We start from the raw sequence: 16,807 nt of genomic DNA, 5'->3' as shown, positions 1-16,807 counted from the left end.
AAGATGCTGCCAGGATATCAGGCTTGGCCTGAAGAGTTTGCAGAGTTTTATCGTCAGGAAGGTTGCTGGGAGGGCATTACATTTGGAGAAATGCTCCGGCAGCGTGCGGATGGTTATGGCAATCGTACTGCCATTATTAGCGGTGGAGAGCAACTAACCTATACAGAGTTGGACATACGAGTCGACCGATTGGCGGCAGGGTTGTATGCCGAGGGAATACGGAAATATGACCGTGTTATAGTGCAGCTGCCGAACATGCCCGCTTTTGTTGAAGTGATCTTTGCCCTGTTCCGTCTGGGAGCACTACCGGTGTTTGCACTTCCTTTGCATCGGAAAAGTGAAATCGAGTACTTCGCCCGCTTCTCTGAGGCTGTTGCTTATCTGATCCCGGATCATGATGGAGGATTTGATTATCGCAAACTTGCAGCAGAAGTTCAGGCAGAGGTGCCGAGCCTTAGACATATCATCGTGGCGGGAGAGGCCGGTGCATTTACTAAGCTTGAGGATTTGTATATTGATCCCGTTCAGCTGCAGGATGATCAACCTGTCTCTTCGGATGTAGCCTTTCTTCAGTTGTCTGGTGGAAGCACCGGACTGTCCAAGATGATCCCGCGCACCCATGATGACTATATCTACAGTCTGCGGAGAAGCGTCGAGGTCTGCGGACTCAGCCCGGAAAGTGTATACCTGGCTGTTCTGCCTGTAGCACATAATTACCCTCTAAGTTCACCAGGAATACTAGGCACGCTCTATGCAGGAGGTACAGTTGTGCTGTCACGAGGGTCAAGCCCGGATGAAGCTTTCCCGCTCATGAAGGAGCATCAGGTGACCATCACGGCGCTGGTGCCGCCGCTCGCCCTGATCTGGCTGAACGCGGCCGCTGCGAGAGGAACCAAGCTGACATCACTGAAGGTTCTCCAGGTTGGTGGAGCCAAATTCAGTGCGGAGGTGGCTGGACGCGTCAGACCTGTCCTGGGCTGCACACTACAGCAAGTTTTTGGCATGGCCGAGGGGCTGGTGAACTACACCCGTTTGGATGATCCCGATCACATCATGATTAACACACAGGGCAAACCGATGTCCCCCTACGACGAGGTAAGAATTGTGGATGACGAGGATATTGAAGTGGAGTTGGGGCAATCCGGGCATCTCCTGACCCGTGGCCCCTATACCATTCGTGGTTATTTCAAGGCCGAAGAGCACAACGCAAGATCCTTCACCACAGATGGGTTCTATCGTACTGGAGATATTGCGAGCTTAACACCCGAGGGTTACCTCATTGTGGAGGGCCGGGCGAAGGATCAGATCAACCGTGGCGGAGACAAGGTGGCTGCCGAGGAAGTGGAAAACCATCTGCTGGCTCATCCGGGGGTTCATGATGCAGCACTGGTGTCCATGCCGGATGAATATTTAGGCGAGCGCTCCTGTGCGTTTATCGTACCCAGCGGCGAGCCTCCTGCTGCTGCCGAAATCAAGTCCTATCTGCGCAGTCGCGGCCTGGCGAGCTACAAAATCCCGGATCGAGTTGAGTTTGTCCAATCTTTTCCGAAGACGGGCGTCGGCAAGGTTAGCAAGAAGGCACTTCGCGAGATGCTGACGATGAAGAAGCCCATATAACGATCATGATGCAGGGCTACACTGAAACGGTTTGAAATAAATAACGCTGAAAAGAGGGATAGGGATGGCACTTCCAGTGATTAAGTCATATGCAATGCCTGCAGAGTCGGAGCTTCCGGTCAATAAGGTAGCGTGGACGCCGGATGCGAAGCGTGCAGTACTACTCATTCACGATATGCAGCAATATTTCATGGATGCTTTTACGGCCGGGGAATCACCTGTAGTGGAGCTGATTGATCATATTGGACAACTTCGTGCAAAGTGTCATGAACTGGGCATACCTGTGGTGTATTCTGCCCAGCCAGGTGGACAGACACCGGAGCAGCGCGGACTGCAGCTGGACTTCTGGGGAGCGGGCATTAATGGGGGACCTACGCAAAAGCAAATCATTGAACCACTGACACCTGCTCCTCAGGATACGTTTATGACCAAATGGCGATACAGCGCCTTCCAGAAGACGGAACTGCTTGAATTGATGCAGGAGCAGGGGCGGGATCAGCTGATCGTATGCGGCATCTATGCTCATATTGGTTGTCTGATGACCTCCTGTGAGGCATTTATGAAGGATATTCAGGCCTTCCTGGTTGCCGACGCGGTGGCTGACTTTTCAGCCGAGAAGCACCGTATGGCACTTACCTATGCGTCGGAGCGCTGCGCAGTAACGCTAACCACCGGGCGATTGCTCGAATCACTCGATGTCTCTGCTAAAGGAAGCGATTCGGTCGGGGCAAACTTCCCGGAGGCAAAATCACACACTGCTGCAGCGATGGAGTCTGCTGAGACGAGTACTGGCAGCAGTGCTCAGGCGAGACTGGACGTGCTGCGAGTACAGGTCGCCGAACTGCTTCAGGAGCAACCATCCCGGATCGGGGAGCACGATGACCTCATTGAGATCTGGGGGCTCGATTCCATACGCATTATGAGCCTGGCGGAGCGTTTTCGGGTGGAAGGAGCAGAGGTAACCTTTGTCGATCTGGCCGAGCAGCCAACGCTAGCCTCGTGGGCGGTGCTGTTAAGTGCACAGCCTCATCGGGTCATGCCGAACGGAGATTACTTTTGAACGGGGCGGTGAACTTGTCGCAGCGTCGGAATGGAACGTGGCCCATGTCGGCTGCGCAGTCCGGGATCTGGTTTGCTCATCAGCTGAATCCGGACAACCCCATGTACAACACAGGTGAATACGTGGTTATTCACGGGCATGTTGATGTACAACAGTTTGAACAGAGTGTTCGTCAAACCGTCGCGGAGGCCGAAACCTTAAACATGGTTTATGGTGAAAATGAACACGGTCCTTACCAAACCCTCAACCAGGAGGGCGATCATTGGACGTTTCATATACTGGATGTTCGCGGCGAACAGGATCCCCATGCGGCGGCTATGGCCTGGATGCATCAGGATCTCGCCAGCCCCGTCAATCTTGCAACTGGACCGGTATTTACAGAAGCCCTGTTCCAAGTGAGCGAAGGGCGCTGCTACTGGTACCAGCGCGTGCATCATATTGCAATTGACGGATACGGCGTATCGCTAATTACCCGTAGGGTAGCAAGTCTGTATACTGCCAGGGTTAAGGGTGGATCAGCTGAGAGTGTCTTGGAAACACGAGCATTTGGACCGCTGTCCTCTGTCATTCAGGAGGATGAGGCTTATCATGAGTCTGCTGCAAGGGAGCAGGATCGCACATTTTGGCTGGAGCGTTATGCGGATGAACCGGACGTTGTAAGTTTGGGCGAAAAGGCTTCACGGACAGCGGATCATTTCCTGCGGCAGAGGTTTGAACTTGCACAGTCCGATCGGGATCGCCTTCAGGATGCGGCGGCCCGGTACGGGGTGACCTGGCCTGATCTGTTTATTGCAGCAGCAGCCATTTATGTGCACCGGATCACCGGCACGCGAGATGTGATACTGGCTTTGCCTGTCATGTGCAGGCTGGGATCGACAGCCTTGCGTGTGCCAGGCATGGTTATGAACGTGCTCCCGCTGCGTTTGAAAGTGGAGTCTGATATGCGTATATCTGCCCTGGCCGAACAGATTGTGCGGGAGATCCGGGCTGTTCGCAAGCATCAACGTTACCGGCACCAGGATCTGCGGCGTGATCTGAAGCTGCTGGGGGAGAATCGCCGACTATTCGGGCCGATGATCAATGTCATGCCATTCCACCATGAGCTGAATTTTGCGGGTCAGCGCGGGATGATCCATAACTTGTCTACAGGTCCGGTCGATGACCTGTCCATCCATGTCGTGGACCAAGGGCACGGTCATGGACTTCGGATTGATTTTGACGCCAATCCTTCTGTGTACAGCGAATCGGATTTGCTGAGTCATCAGCTCCGTTATATACAGCTGCTGAATTCAATGATGCAGGAAGGAATCGAAGAGCAGTACGTAGGTCAAATGGAAGTGCTGTTACCTGAAGAACGTGACCGGGTCCTGAACGGGTGGAATCAGACACAGCACAAGGCTCCTGAGCGAAACTCGGCAGCCATGTTCGAACAGCAGGTTCGGCGCACCCCGTCTGCCATGGCGGCAACGTTTGAAGCCGAATCACTGACATATGCCGAGCTTAACGAGCGTTCAAACCGTCTGGCTCACGAGCTGATCCAGCATTATAAGGTGGGACCGGAGCAGATCGTAGCTATTGCTATGCCGCGATCTCTGGAGGTCGTGGTTGCCATTCTGGCTGTTCATAAGACGGGAGCAGCTTACCTACCGCTGGACCCGGATTACCCTGAAGAGAGACTAACCTACATGCTAGAGGATGCCAGACCGGCATGTCTGATTACGGTGAAGCACAATTTGCCCCATTTGCAGCACATGTCCGATGTCCCCATGTTGGACTTGGATGAACCGAAGGTTGCGGCGAGGATAGGCCGGCAGTCCGGGAGCAATCCTGAACCAGAGGATCTTATAAAAGCTGCCTCGCAGCTGAATCCCTCTTATATCATCTATACCTCCGGATCAACAGGTAAACCGAAGGGGGTTGCCGTTACCCATCTCGGCCTGTCCAATCTTCTTGAAGATATGAAGCTGAGACTGAAGGTCGGTCCGCAGGATCGCTGGTTATCGGTCACTACAATAGCTTTTGACATTTCAGTTCTTGAGGTATTCCTGCCTCTTACGACCGGAGCAAGGCTGGATATAGCTCGCAAAGAAACCATTCTTGATCCGGTGGCTCTGGCTGCACAGATGAGACGGCAGGGGACAACGATTATGCAAGCCACACCAACGTTGTGGCAGTCTCTGGTGACCAGCAAGCCTGGGACATTTGACGGTCTGACGGTCATTACCGGCGGTGAAGCCCTCTCTGAGGAACTGAAGCTTTGCTTGCAGGAGATGGGATGTCACGTTCATAACCAATATGGACCGACGGAGACCACAATTTATTCAACGGCTGCTGCGATGGTGGCTGAATCAACGGGTAAACCCTCTATTGGCGGACCGGTTCGAAATACGCAGCTATTCGTGTTGGATGGGAGTCTGAATCCAGTCCCTCCGGGTGTTGTCGGAGAATTATATATTGCGGGAGATGGGCTGGCACGAGGTTATTTGGGAAGACCCGACCTGACCGCCGAGCGGTTTGTTGCGAATCCCTTCGGACAAGCAGGCAGCCGTATGTATCGTACAGGAGACTTGGCGAAGTGGCTGCCTGACGGGTCGATTGACTATTTGGGCAGGGCAGACCACCAGATCAAAATTAGAGGATTCCGCATCGAATTGGGTGAGATTGAATCCGTCATTTCCAGATATCCTGGTGTAGCCCAGGTTACGGTTATGGCACGCGAGGACCAACCTGGCAATCTGCGTCTGGCCGCATATGTGGTAGCAACCTCTGAATACTCGTTAGGCCTGGATCTGTGGCTGCTTCGGGCATATGTGGCGGATGAACTGCCGGATTACATGGTGCCAGCTGCCTTCATGAACCTTGACGAAATGCCGCTGACTCCCAATAAAAAAATCGATCGCAAGCAGCTGCCTGTCCCTTCCGTACAGTCCCATGCCAGCGGACGTGAGGCCAGAACACCTCAGGAGGAGATGCTGTGCAGTTTATTCGCTGAGATTCTGGGTGTCGCTCATGTAGGGATCGACGATGATTTCTTCGAACTTGGTGGTCATTCTCTGCTTGCAGGCCGTATAACAGCCCGGATTCGGGATGTGTTTGGAGCAGAGCTGAATATTGGCAGTGTATTCGAATCACCAACGGCAGCAGGCCTCGCCAAGAGATTGGATCAGGTGGGGTCAGTCCGACCAGTAATAGAGCCTGCTGCCCGTCATGGTGAGATTCCTCTCTCCTTTGCTCAGCGGCGGCTCTGGTTCCTGTATTGTCTGGAAGGACCGAGTCCTACGTATAATATTCCGCTTGTGGTGCGGTTAACCGGCAAACTTGATATACCTGCGCTTCAAGCGGCCGTTCAGGACATTGTTGATCGCCATGAGACGTTGAGAACGTTATATCCGCCAGAGCTTGGTTCTGCAAGCCAGACCATTTTGGGTGCCGAAGACGTTCATGTGAACTTACATGTGAGCTACGCTGCAGAGGATGAGCTGGCGGAACTTCTGACCGAAGCTTCCCGGTACAGCTTCGAGCTCTCAAGCGAGCCGGGTATCCGTACGGAGCTGTTTACTACCGGTCCGGACGAGCATGTTCTGTTGTTACTGCTTCATCATATAGCGGGAGATGGTTGGTCCCTGTCGCCTTTGATGCGGGACTTGTCCCAAGCATACAGGGCACGTGTTCAGGGAACGGCGCCTTCATGGAAACCCCTGCGCGTTCAATATGCCGATTACGCGGTGTGGCAGGATCGACTGCTTGGAGACGAAGGCCAACCGGACAGCCTGATTGCAAGGCAGCTTGAGTTCTGGAGCCGTCAACTGGAAGGTTTGCCGGAACAAGTGACGTTTCCAGCCGATTATCCGCGTCCGGTGGTCTCCAGCTACCGGGGCGGAACGATCCCCTTTACCATTAGTCAGAAACTGCATGAACAGCTCTTGGCTGTGGCCCGAGAGAACAAGGTCAGTCTCTTCATGGTTTTACATGCGGTATTATCGGTACTGCTTACACGCATGGGAGCGGGTACGGATATTGCGATTGGGACCCCAATTGCCGGCAGGATCGACGATGCACTGGACGAAGTGGTGGGCATGTTCATCAATACCCTTGTGCTGCGTACAGACACTTCCGGGGATCCGACGTTCCGTGAACTGCTGGCACGTGTGCGGGAAGTGGACCTGGCTGCTTACGAACATCAGGATCTGCCTTTTGAGCGTTTGGTTGAAGTGCTGAATCCGTCCAGGTCCCGCTCCAAGCATCCACTCTTTCAGGTGATGCTGGTCCTGCAAAATACGCCGGACGTTCAGCTGGATCTGCCAGGTATGGTATCCCGAACGAGTATGCAGGGCGTGGGCTCGTCCAAATTCGACCTGACTGTGGAGCTCACGGAACAACGTGAACACAATGGCTCACCAGCGGGAGTTGAAGGCGTGCTGGAGTACAGTACGGATCTTTTCCGGGAATCAACGGCAGCAGAACTTGTGGTCCGATTGATCCAGGTGCTGGAGGATGCCGTCCAACATACGGACGAACACATTAGCTGCTTTAACGTGGTAACTCCCAAGGAAACTGCGCTCTTGGAGCAGCAGTGCTTTGCCGCAGCGGATGAAGCTTCATTACCTGGAATGACCATTGTTGAACGCTTTGAAATTCAGGCAGTAGCTACCCCCGATGCACCGGCTGTGAGCTTGGGAGACACGGTCATTAACTATCAAGAGCTCAATGCAAGAGCCAACAGGCTGGCAAGATTGTTGATTGCAGAAGGTGTTGGCCCAGAGCAGATGGTTGCTCTTGCACTGCCGCGTTCCACTGAGATGGTGGTCGGTATTCTGGCTGTGTTAAAAGCAGGGGCGGCCTATCTTCCGCTTGATCCGAACTATCCCTCGGACCGATTGACGCATATGCTGACAGATGCAGCTCCGGGCGTGATGATTACCAACGAGGAAGTAGCATTACTGCTGCCTCAGATCGAATCCGTACAATGGTTGAACCTGGACGATTTTCAAACCATTCAGCGGCTGTCTGCTCAGGATGAACGAAATCCCGCAGATGGTGAACGCAATGGACGCGTGTCTCATCTCAGTCCGGCTTATATGATCTATACCTCGGGTTCCACAGGCAAACCAAAGGGAGTGGTTATTCCCCATGCCAATGTGATCCGGTTATTTGAGGCTACACAGCACTGGTACCAATTTAATGCGAGTGATGTATGGACGTTATTCCATTCTTACGCATTTGATTTCTCGGTCTGGGAGATCTGGGGACCATTGCTGCACGGGGGTCGGCTGGTCGTTGTGCCGCATGAGATTAGTCGCTCTCCAGGTGCCTTCCTGCAGCTGCTTGCCGAGCAAGAGGTAACGGTGTTAAATCAGACGCCGTCAGCATTCTACCAGCTGATGCAGGCAGATCGGGAGCATCCAGAGTGGGGGCAGAAGCTTGGACTCCGCTACGTGATCTTTGGAGGCGAGGCACTGGAACTCGGTCGGTTGGAAGATTGGTATGGTCGCCATCCAGATGATGCACCAAAACTGATTAATATGTATGGCATTACAGAGACCACCGTCCATGTCAGCTATCAGGAACTGTATGCGGGCAGTGCTGCAGAAGGAGCCAGCAGCTGGATCGGCTGCGCCATTCCGGATCTGCGCGTATACGTGCTGGATGATCATCTCCAGCCTGTGCCTGCAGGTGTGACAGGTGAGATGTATGTGGCCGGGGCAGGCCTTGCCCGCGGGTATTGGGGCAGACCGGATCTGACGGCAGAGCGTTTCGTCGCAGATCCATACGGTCCTGCAGGAACACGAATGTACCGGACGGGAGATTTGGCCAAAAGACTTCATGATGGGTCACTTGATTACTTGGGCCGGGCGGATCAGCAGGTGAAAATTCGCGGTTTCCGCATCGAGCTTGGCGAGATCGAAGCGGTGCTGGCCAGACATCCCGAGATTGCACAAGCTGCGGTCATCGTCCGCGAAGACCAGCCGGGAGATAAACGCCTCGTGGCGTATATCGTGCCAAACTCGAAGATGGGGCCCGAACCAGAATCGGCTATGCTTCGTCGTCATGCATCAGCGAGTCTGCCTGATTACATGGTGCCATCAGCGGTGGTCACCATGGAGGCTATACCGCTCACTGCCAACGGCAAGCTGGACCGCAAAGCTTTGCCTGTACCGGAAATGCAGCTGACTTCCGGTGGCCGGGCACCGCGTAATCCGCAAGAGCAGATTTTGTGTGATCTGTTTGCCGAAGTGCTGGGATTGCGAAGTGTCAGTATCGATGATGGGTTCTTTGACCTTGGTGGACATTCCCTGCTCGCTGTTCGTTTGATGAGCCGAATCCGGGAGGCCATGGGCAAAGAACCGGGGATTGGTATCTTGTTTGAAACGGCAACGGTTGCCGGACTGGCCGAACGGCTTGAAATGGATTCCGATACAGGAACAGGTTCGCTGCAAGTACTGCTGCCTCTTCGGACTCACGGCGCCCACCTCCCGCTATTCTGTGTTCATCCTGCCGGAGGATTAAGCTGGTGTTATGCCGGATTGATGAAACATCTGGGTATGGAATACCCGATTTATGGATTACAGGCTCGCGGCATTGCCCAGTACGAGGATCTTCCGGCTACGCTGGAGGATATGACAGCAGATTATATCCGTCATATTCGCTCGGTACAGCCTGAGGGACCTTACCGATTGTTGGGCTGGTCTCTTGGAGGCAATGTAGCTCAGGCCATGGCTGTACAGCTACAGTCGGAAGGGGAAGAGGTAGAGTTTCTTGCCATGCTGGACGCTTATCCGAGTCATTATCTTCCGATTCGCGGGGAACCGGATGAGGAAGAGGCGCTGACCGCCTTGCTTGCCCTTGGTGGATATGATCCAGACAGTATTGGGGAAGGTCCGCTGGATATGGCTGCAGCCATGCGTATTCTTCGCAGTGAAGGAAGTGCGCTAGCCAGTCTGGATGAGGAGACGATCATGAAACTGCGGAAAACGTATGAAAATTCCGTGCGCATTCTGGGGGCGTACACGCCTTCCCGATTCGAAGGGGATCTGATATTCTTTCGTTCTACCGTCATTCCGGACTGGTTTGACCCCATTGAACCTGAAATGTGGAATGCCTATATTGGAGGCCAAATGGAAAGGCATGATATTGCCTGCCGCCATAAGGATCTCTGCCAGCCTGGACCACTGGCTGAAATATGCCAGACGCTGACGGCCAAGCTGGAGAAGCTGAATCAGCGCCAAGTTCATCTTAAATAGGAGGATAAGCCGATGAGCAACCCTTTTGAACAGGAAGACAGCAATTATCTGGTATTAATTAATGAGGAAGGGCAGTATTCGCTCTGGCCTGCATCCATTCCATTCCCTGCAGGCTGGACCCAGATGCTGGGCAAGGCAAAACGCCGGGTGTGTCTTGATTACATTGCGGAGCAGTGGACAGACCTGAAGCCACTAAGCCTCTGTGATGAAACGGGGATGCCCGGTGTGGTCCAAGAGGCTGGCGGATGAGACTCAGGCTGCATCCCAAGGCCATTGTCAGTATAAAATAAATATCGAAAATCCCTGGCTAATTTGCCAGGGATTTTGGTGTTTCTACATATTTACTATTTACTATCTACAAGTTGAATCTAGAAAAACAGTATTGCTAAGCTTCTTTTAAAGGATAGATTATGCTGCTGGGGCAACAATTTGAGTTCTCTCAAGAACGGCTTGAGATTCAGCATTTGCAGGGCGGTAGCCTTTTTCGAGCAATTCTTTGATATAAATTTTGTTGTAGACGAACGAGAATACGATTCCGCTAACCCAAGCCCCGATACCAAAAGTGAAGGCTCCGATAGCTGCTGCGATTAAAAACATAATAACAGCCCATTTCAAATCACCCCGGAACAGAGCAGGGAGAAATCCGAAAAAGAATGTTGTCCAACTGAAACCAACTTTGACGTTTTTGGTTACACCGGCACTGTTTTGCAAAAAGATATGCATTTGTCCACTTCCTTCTAAAATAATGAATCGGAGAGAGAATCGGGGATCGACAAAAGTATGTAAGGTATAATCTAGTTATAAAAGCCTGATCTGTTTTTCCTATTTCTCGTCCAAGTGGTTCTATAGTACCATTAATTGGACAGGATGTAATCATTTTTTTGAAAAATTATGTGTTTAAAGGTGAAAATAAAAAAAGAAGGAAGGAATGAAAATTCCCTCCTTCACAGTAGTAATGAATATAACTCCTCAATAGTAATCACATCAGGCTGGGTTGGCAGTTCCATTGCCACAGAACCGGTGGCAGCCAGCATATGCCCCTCATCCAGACGCTGGCTGAGGAATTGATACGTCGGTGCTTCGGGACAATACCAGTGTCCGTCCATGCCACGCAGCATGGAGAAGGAGTTAAGCGGCATGGATAACCCCATACCGATGGCCTTGATATAACTTTCTTTCAGCGTCCACAGCTGATAGAAGGTTTCCAGCTGCTGTTCCGCAGACTCGGCTGCCAGGTTTTGGCTCTCCAACGGAGTGAAGAAACGTTCGGCAATCGTCATGTCGATGGGGGATATTTTCTCTACGTCCACACCGAGTGGAGCTTCACCTCCTGAAATTACTGCAACCCAATCACCGGAATGGGATACATTGAAGGGCAGGTCAGGGTGGCTGATAAGTGAAGGCTTACCGTATGTATTGCGGATAAAGACAAGATCGCCCGGTCTCGAACCAGACCACTTGCCCAACATCACACGAGCCAGCGCCTCCCCAAGCACCGAACGATACGCATCGGCCTGATGGACAAATCGTGCCGCTTGCTGTCGCCGCTCAGCCGAGACGAGCGCGAGGAGCCAATGCCAAACTTCATTGGGGATTTCTGCTGGAATGCGCAGAACTTGAATGTTTATCATGATTTATCACCTGACGAAATATTCGGCATGTTCAGCGAAATCCCCTTTATATTCCTTAGTTCTCCACTGCGTTTTTGCCCACTTTTACACCTGTTGCTTTCTCTTCCACTCCTCATGCCCGGCTCGAATGCGTTCCCACATCGCCACGCGCTCCAGTTCACTGTAGCGTACCAACGGTTCATGAAAGACTCCGTCCAACAACTCTCTCCAATCGGTATAGCTCTGTATTTCGGTTTTATGAGTGCCTTCAGCAGTATGGGTTCGCAGCATGCATCCACGCAGCTCGTTGCTGGCCACAGCATCCCTCTGGCGAAGCAGGAAAACATGATGCCATGGCGATTCCACCGATTGACTGTAGAAATGATGTTTGGGGATAAACTCATCCAGGGTAAGGAGCACCTCCGGAGCGTAGTCTACGCCCTCACTGGGTCCATGAGGTTCGTATTCAAGCCGCCATCCCTCAGAAGCAACGCTGGATGAGGTTAGGTTGTAGGTGAAAGGAGCCTCTCCATAAACCTCATAACGAAGCGGCAGAGGATCGAAGGGCATGCCACCCAGGCCAACATCGACGATCCAGCGTTCGGTCTCAGGACCAGCTTCAGGTAGGAGGACTGACAGCCCAAGATGGAACGAATTTACACGCGGCTGCTCACCATGGGGCTGGACTCCGGCACGATGCCACTGTACTTCATAGCCGAGAGAACGAAGCAGGACACTGAATGCGCCATTGAGATGGAAGCAGTACCCGCTGCGTCCTTGTAGGACAAGTCGGACTGAATTGGCAAGATCGATTGCTTCCGGGCGTCCTGTAAAGATATCTATCGTTTGCCATGAAAGGAATTGTACATGTGCACGATGAAGTTCTGACAAAAATTCCAATGTTGGCGGTTTAATATCATCAATGTGGATTCGTTTCAGATAGGACTTCAGTTCTGAATCTGTCAATGTGTTCAAGCGGAATCACCTCAAATCGATTAGTCGGCCATTCTTACAAGGAAGCAAAAAGGCCATGATTTTATTGTAAAAGTGACAAGTGAAAAGGGATACTCACGTTTACACGGATTGTACCGGTACAATTGAGACAGCATCTATATCGTGGAGGGATGAAATTCTTTTTTCGGGGGTATGTTAACCGTTTGGAGTGGATATAGGTTAGAATATAGATAGAAAGCAGGATTAGGAGATGGAAAAATGGCTAATGATGAAGTAATTTTGACACAGGAAGGCTTGGAAAAGCTGGAGGACGAACTGAGGGAATTGAAGACGGTGAAGCGTAAAGAGTTGGCTGAGCGTCTGAAGCTTGCGATCAGTTACGGTGACCTGAAGGAAAATAGTGAGTATCATTCAGCCAAAGATGATCAGGCATTTATGGAAACCCGCATTTTGATTCTGGAGAAGATGCTGACCAAAGCAAGAGTGATTAGTTCGGATAATATCGACTCCAACAAGGTGAGCATTGGCTCAATCGTGATGCTGAATGATATTGAATTTGCTGAAAAGATTGAATATCAACTGGTTGGCCCAGCTGAGGCCGATGTAGCGAATAACAAAATTTCCTACGAAAGCCCACTCGGCAAGGAGATTATGGGCAAAGAAGTAGGCAGCGTCATTCATGTCAATGCACCGATGGGTGTCATCAAATATGAGTTGCTTGAGATCAGATCGAATTAACTACAGATCCAGTAAGGATTACGTTGCTGCCATGGGGTGGCGTGCGTAATCCTTTTTTGTAACCAAAAACAGTCATTTGGAAGGTTATCGGAAGTCTTGATTATGTGTAATATAATGCAAGGGGTTGGAGTGTCTGAATTTAACCCATACTGAAATGTAGGGGAATATTAATAAAAATAACCTTTCGCTCGAATGTAAATAAATAACATTTCGATAAATTTCGATTTTCGAATGACCTGACACGAGGAGTGTTATATAATTACGGGAAAACTTTAAAGTGATGGAGTAGATACGATGAATTTTAGTAAGTCAAACCTGGAGCAAGACAATACTGGCAAAGGTGAGCGCTTCTCACGCGCCGGGTTTATCCTAGCCGCCATCGGTAGTTCGGTTGGTCTGGGCAACATGTGGAAATTCCCTTATATTACAGGGGAAAATGGGGGAGCTGCGTTTTTCCTGCTCTTCATCGTCTGTTTATTGCTTATTGGTCTGCCGGTTCTGCTTGCAGAGCTTGCCATCGGACGCAGTGGCAGAGGCAGCGCCGCTACGGCATTTATCAAGGCTGGTGGACATAAGGGCTGGCTTGCGGCAGGTTTACTGCAAGTACTGACACCATTTATCATTCTTTCCTTCTACGTTATTATCGCAGGGTGGACGCTGCACTATGCTGTGACCACATTTAGCGGTAGGTTGTTCGACAATCCGGATTATGCCGGGCAGTTTGGTTCCTTTGTAGGCGGATATCTACCGATCATGTGGCAACTGCTTGCAGTATTGATTACGGGCTGGATAGTAGCCAAAGGGGTTTCCAACGGGATCGAGAAATTCAACAAGGTCCTGATCCCAGCCATGCTGGTTCTGCTCATTATCCTGATGATTCGGGCAGTGACTCTGCCTGGAGCGGGTGCGGGAGTTTCTTTTTTCCTGAATCCCGATTTCTCGCAGCTTACGACTGAATCAGCGCTGGTTGCACTAGGACATGCCTTTTTCTCCCTGTCGCTCGGGATGGGTATCCTGGTGACTTATGGTTCCTACGTAGATAAAAATCAATCGCTGGGTGCGGCAACTGTCGCTGTCGGCGCGGGTGACCTGATCTATGCATTTATTGCTGGTCTGATCATCTTCCCAACGACATTTTCGTTTGGAATTGCACCGGACCAAGGACCTTCACTCATTTTCGTGGCTCTTCCAGCTGCGTTCTCGGCTATGCCGCTTGGATTTCTGTTTGGTGGACTGTTCTTCATCCTGCTGGCAATCGCTGCACTGACATCAGCCGTATCCTTGCTTGAAGTTCCGGTGAAATACTTCATGGAACGGTTGTCCTGGAGCAGAAACCGTGCCGTATGGGTGATCTCACTGGCTGTTTTCATCGTTGGCTTGCCTTCTGTATTGTCTCTAGGCTTGCTGCCTGAATGGACCATTGGTTCGAAGAGTGTATTCGACTGGATGGATTTTGTAGCGTCCAACATTCTGCTGCCAATCGGCGGATTGCTTGTGACGATCTTTGCGGGTTACTTCTGGAAAAAGGCTGCAGAGGCTTCAGGCCTGAATGCAGGCTGGTTCCGGATTTGGTTGTTCATGCTGCGTTATGTGGCACCTATTCTCGTCGTTCTCGTGCTGCTGCACACATCTGGTATCATTCACTTCTAACCGTGAAGACCGGGTAAGAGGAAACGATGTGCATTGTGCAGATTTGCCATAGCTAAAACCTCTTGGAAGAAATGCAAAAGCCCTTGTGTTCCCTCGATAATTTTGGGACAATACAGAGTAGAGGTTTTTTGGTAGGACCGATAAGCCATATGCTTTTTGCGAAAAGAGGACTATACAATGAACAAATCATCCATTTATGGATTAACATTAGAGCAACTTCGTTCCTGGTTACCGGAGCATGGGCAGAAGAAATCCCGTGCTTCCCGGATCTGGGAATGGTTATATCAAGAGCGCGTACATGATTTTCCCGAGATGAACGATGTGCGTCAGGAATGTCTGGATGTTCTCTCTGAACACTTCACGATGAACTCGATGAGTGAACACGTGAAGCAGGAGTCTGCAGACGGTACGGTGAAGTTTCTGCTGCGGATGCAGGACGGCAACCTGATTGAGACGGTATTGATGCGTCAAAAATACGGTCTTACCGTCTGTGTTACAACCCAAGTGGGTTGTAATATTGGCTGCAGCTTCTGCGCGAGCGGATTGATTAAGAAAAGCCGTGACCTGTCCGCAGGAGAAATTGTGGAACAGATCATGCATGTACAGCGGCACCTGGATGCAGCGGGTCAAGGCGAGCGGGTAACCAACGTTGTCGTGATGGGCATTGGCGAACCGTTTGATAATTTCGAGAATATGAGCAACTTCATTGAAGTGATCAAGGATCGTAAGGGGCTGGCCCTTGCTGCCAAACGTATCACTGTATCCACAAGTGGACTGCCTGACAAGATCAAAGAATTTGCAGACAGCAGTCTGCAGGTTAATCTGGCAATCTCCTTGCATGCACCGAATAACGAACTGCGTACACACATCATGAAGATCAACCGGGCCTTCCCGATTGAACAGCTGATGGATGCAGTGGATTATTATTTGGCTACCACGAACAAACGCATCATGTTTGAGTATATTTTGCTTCGGGATGTTAACGATCAACGGGAGCATGCAGCCGAGCTGGCTGAACTGTTGTCCAGTCGTAAGAGCATGGTCAGCGTCAATCTGATTCCATACAATCCGGTTGACGAGCATAGTCAATATCAGCGGAGTACCGAAGAATCAATTCTGGGCTTCTATGACACACTTAAGAAAAATAACATCAACTCCACGGTACGTATGGAACACGGTACCGACATCGATGCTGCCTGCGGTCAACTGCGCAGTAAACAGATGAAAAATAATGCGGCTGAATCACAGCCAGACCGTCTGGCTATGGGGTAACTTCCCATGAGATGATTGGTGCGGCATCGTTATAGTGCACGTAGGCAAAACGCCTCCGTATCTCACTGAAAAAGTGAGTACAGAGGCGTTTTTTAATATCTATTGGAGCTGTTTGGTCATTAACAGATGGGGAATGCCATCTTCCATGAACACATCGGAGGCTGCGGCATATCCAAGACGTTCGTAGAACCCGGAAGCTTGAACCTGAGCATGCAGTTTGGCCCTTTTCAGCCCTTGATCCAGTGCCATTTGCTCGAGTTTATCGATCAGCACCCGGCCGAGGCCATGTTTGCGGTAATCCATCATCACACAGATCCGTTCCAGCTTCGCGACATTCTCCACAATACGCAATCTGGAGGAAGCGGCAGGTACGCCGTCTACGTAGAGGAGAATATGACGGGCTTCAGTACCGAGTGCATCATAGGCGTCGAATTCCTCTTCTGCAGAAACCCCTTGCTCTTCTACAAAGATAGCGGTACGAATGGCGAAGCAGGCATCGAGCAGTTCCTGATTATCAACTTCTACAATAGTGGTATTCATGAATGTTTCTCCTTTAACCGATAGTAATGTCATTCTGACATGGTAAACTGATACAAAAGCAAAATGCGATCCTCAAAAGAGCAAAATTCCATCGTTCACTTTTAAGATGAGTTAATTTTAGTTAT

Annotated in this window: 11 protein-coding genes; 7 read left to right on the top strand and 4 right to left on the bottom strand. The window is 51.0% G+C overall.

Translation table 11 applies throughout. The features are described from left to right. Positions 1-3: 3 nt before the first annotated feature. The 4 genes from CHH60_RS17040 to CHH60_RS17025 all read left to right on the top strand — a co-directional run bounded on the left by CHH60_RS17040 (position 4) and on the right by CHH60_RS17025 (position 10,167). Entirely contained in the window at positions 4-1,617 is a 1,614-nt protein-coding gene (locus CHH60_RS17040; RefSeq protein ID WP_095360239.1) for a (2,3-dihydroxybenzoyl)adenylate synthase, read from the top strand. 64 nt (positions 1,618-1,681) lie between these two features. Next, positions 1,682-2,677 carry an isochorismatase family protein gene (locus CHH60_RS17035; RefSeq protein ID WP_095360238.1) on the top strand — a complete coding sequence of 332 codons (996 nt, stop codon included), beginning with the start codon at positions 1,682-1,684 and terminating at the stop codon, positions 2,675-2,677. 14 nt (positions 2,678-2,691) lie between these two features. Then, positions 2,692-9,918, top strand: coding sequence for a non-ribosomal peptide synthetase (locus CHH60_RS17030; protein ID WP_141236964.1), 7,227 nt, complete (start codon positions 2,692-2,694; stop codon positions 9,916-9,918). A gap of 12 nt (positions 9,919-9,930) precedes the next feature. Then, positions 9,931-10,167, top strand: coding sequence for an MbtH family protein (locus CHH60_RS17025; RefSeq protein WP_095360237.1), 237 nt, complete (start codon positions 9,931-9,933; stop codon positions 10,165-10,167). 159 nt (positions 10,168-10,326) lie between these two features. Here the strand turns inward: CHH60_RS17025 and CHH60_RS17020 are convergent, their stop codons facing one another. The 3 genes from CHH60_RS17020 to CHH60_RS17010 all read right to left on the bottom strand — a co-directional run bounded on the left by CHH60_RS17020 (position 10,327) and on the right by CHH60_RS17010 (position 12,503). After that, positions 10,327-10,641: a hypothetical protein gene (locus CHH60_RS17020; protein ID WP_095360236.1), complete on the bottom strand. Its 315-nt coding sequence runs from the start codon at positions 10,639-10,641 to the stop codon at positions 10,327-10,329. Between the two features lie 221 nt (positions 10,642-10,862). Continuing rightward, positions 10,863-11,549: a 4'-phosphopantetheinyl transferase family protein gene (locus tag CHH60_RS17015; protein WP_095360235.1), complete on the bottom strand. Its 687-nt coding sequence runs from the start codon at positions 11,547-11,549 to the stop codon at positions 10,863-10,865. Between the two features lie 84 nt (positions 11,550-11,633). Then, positions 11,634-12,503 carry an arylamine N-acetyltransferase family protein gene (locus CHH60_RS17010; RefSeq protein WP_095360234.1) on the bottom strand — a complete coding sequence of 290 codons (870 nt, stop codon included), beginning with the start codon at positions 12,501-12,503 and terminating at the stop codon, positions 11,634-11,636. 237 nt (positions 12,504-12,740) lie between these two features. On the opposite strand from CHH60_RS17010, the gene greA reads away from it, so the two are divergent. The 3 genes from greA (at position 12,741) to rlmN (ending at position 16,142) form a co-directional block, all read left to right on the top strand. Beyond that, on the top strand, positions 12,741-13,220 hold the full coding sequence (gene greA, locus CHH60_RS17005) for a transcription elongation factor GreA (RefSeq protein ID WP_095360233.1): 480 nt from the start codon (positions 12,741-12,743) through the stop codon (positions 13,218-13,220). 294 nt (positions 13,221-13,514) lie between these two features. Then, positions 13,515-14,870, top strand: coding sequence for a sodium-dependent transporter (locus tag CHH60_RS17000; protein WP_095360232.1), 1,356 nt, complete (start codon positions 13,515-13,517; stop codon positions 14,868-14,870). 177 nt (positions 14,871-15,047) lie between these two features. Continuing rightward, on the top strand, positions 15,048-16,142 hold the full coding sequence (gene rlmN, locus CHH60_RS16995) for a 23S rRNA (adenine(2503)-C(2))-methyltransferase RlmN (protein ID WP_095360231.1): 1,095 nt from the start codon (positions 15,048-15,050) through the stop codon (positions 16,140-16,142). Positions 16,143-16,241: 99 nt separating this feature from the next. On the opposite strand, the gene CHH60_RS16990 is transcribed toward rlmN, so the two are convergent. Continuing rightward, on the bottom strand, positions 16,242-16,682 hold the full coding sequence (locus CHH60_RS16990) for a GNAT family N-acetyltransferase (RefSeq protein ID WP_095360230.1): 441 nt from the start codon (positions 16,680-16,682) through the stop codon (positions 16,242-16,244). Positions 16,683-16,807 lie beyond the last annotated feature (125 nt).

Origin of the sequence: Paenibacillus sp. 7523-1 (assembly GCF_002276415.1) — a bacterium.
GTDB lineage: Bacteria > Bacillota > Bacilli > Paenibacillales > Paenibacillaceae > Paenibacillus > Paenibacillus illinoisensis_A.
The sequence above is the reverse complement of the archived record's forward strand: the minus strand, read 5'-3'. Positions and strand labels throughout refer to the sequence as shown.

Excerpts from the sequence above, each read along its gene's own strand:
- CHH60_RS17035 (WP_095360238.1), top strand. The coding sequence starts at position 1,682 with ATGGCACTTCCAGTGATTAAGTCATATGCAATGCCTGCAGAGTCGGAG.
- CHH60_RS16990 (WP_095360230.1), bottom strand. The coding sequence starts at position 16,682 with ATGAATACCACTATTGTAGAAGTTGATAATCAGGAACTGCTCGATGCC.
- greA (WP_095360233.1), top strand. The coding sequence starts at position 12,741 with ATGGCTAATGATGAAGTAATTTTGACACAGGAAGGCTTGGAAAAGCTG.
- CHH60_RS17025 (WP_095360237.1), top strand. The coding sequence starts at position 9,931 with ATGAGCAACCCTTTTGAACAGGAAGACAGCAATTATCTGGTATTAATT.
- CHH60_RS17020 (WP_095360236.1), bottom strand. The coding sequence starts at position 10,641 with ATGCATATCTTTTTGCAAAACAGTGCCGGTGTAACCAAAAACGTCAAA.
- CHH60_RS17000 (WP_095360232.1), top strand. The coding sequence starts at position 13,515 with ATGAATTTTAGTAAGTCAAACCTGGAGCAAGACAATACTGGCAAAGGT.
- rlmN (WP_095360231.1), top strand. The coding sequence starts at position 15,048 with ATGAACAAATCATCCATTTATGGATTAACATTAGAGCAACTTCGTTCC.
- CHH60_RS17040 (WP_095360239.1), top strand. The coding sequence starts at position 4 with ATGCTGCCAGGATATCAGGCTTGGCCTGAAGAGTTTGCAGAGTTTTAT.
- CHH60_RS17015 (WP_095360235.1), bottom strand. The coding sequence starts at position 11,549 with ATGATAAACATTCAAGTTCTGCGCATTCCAGCAGAAATCCCCAATGAA.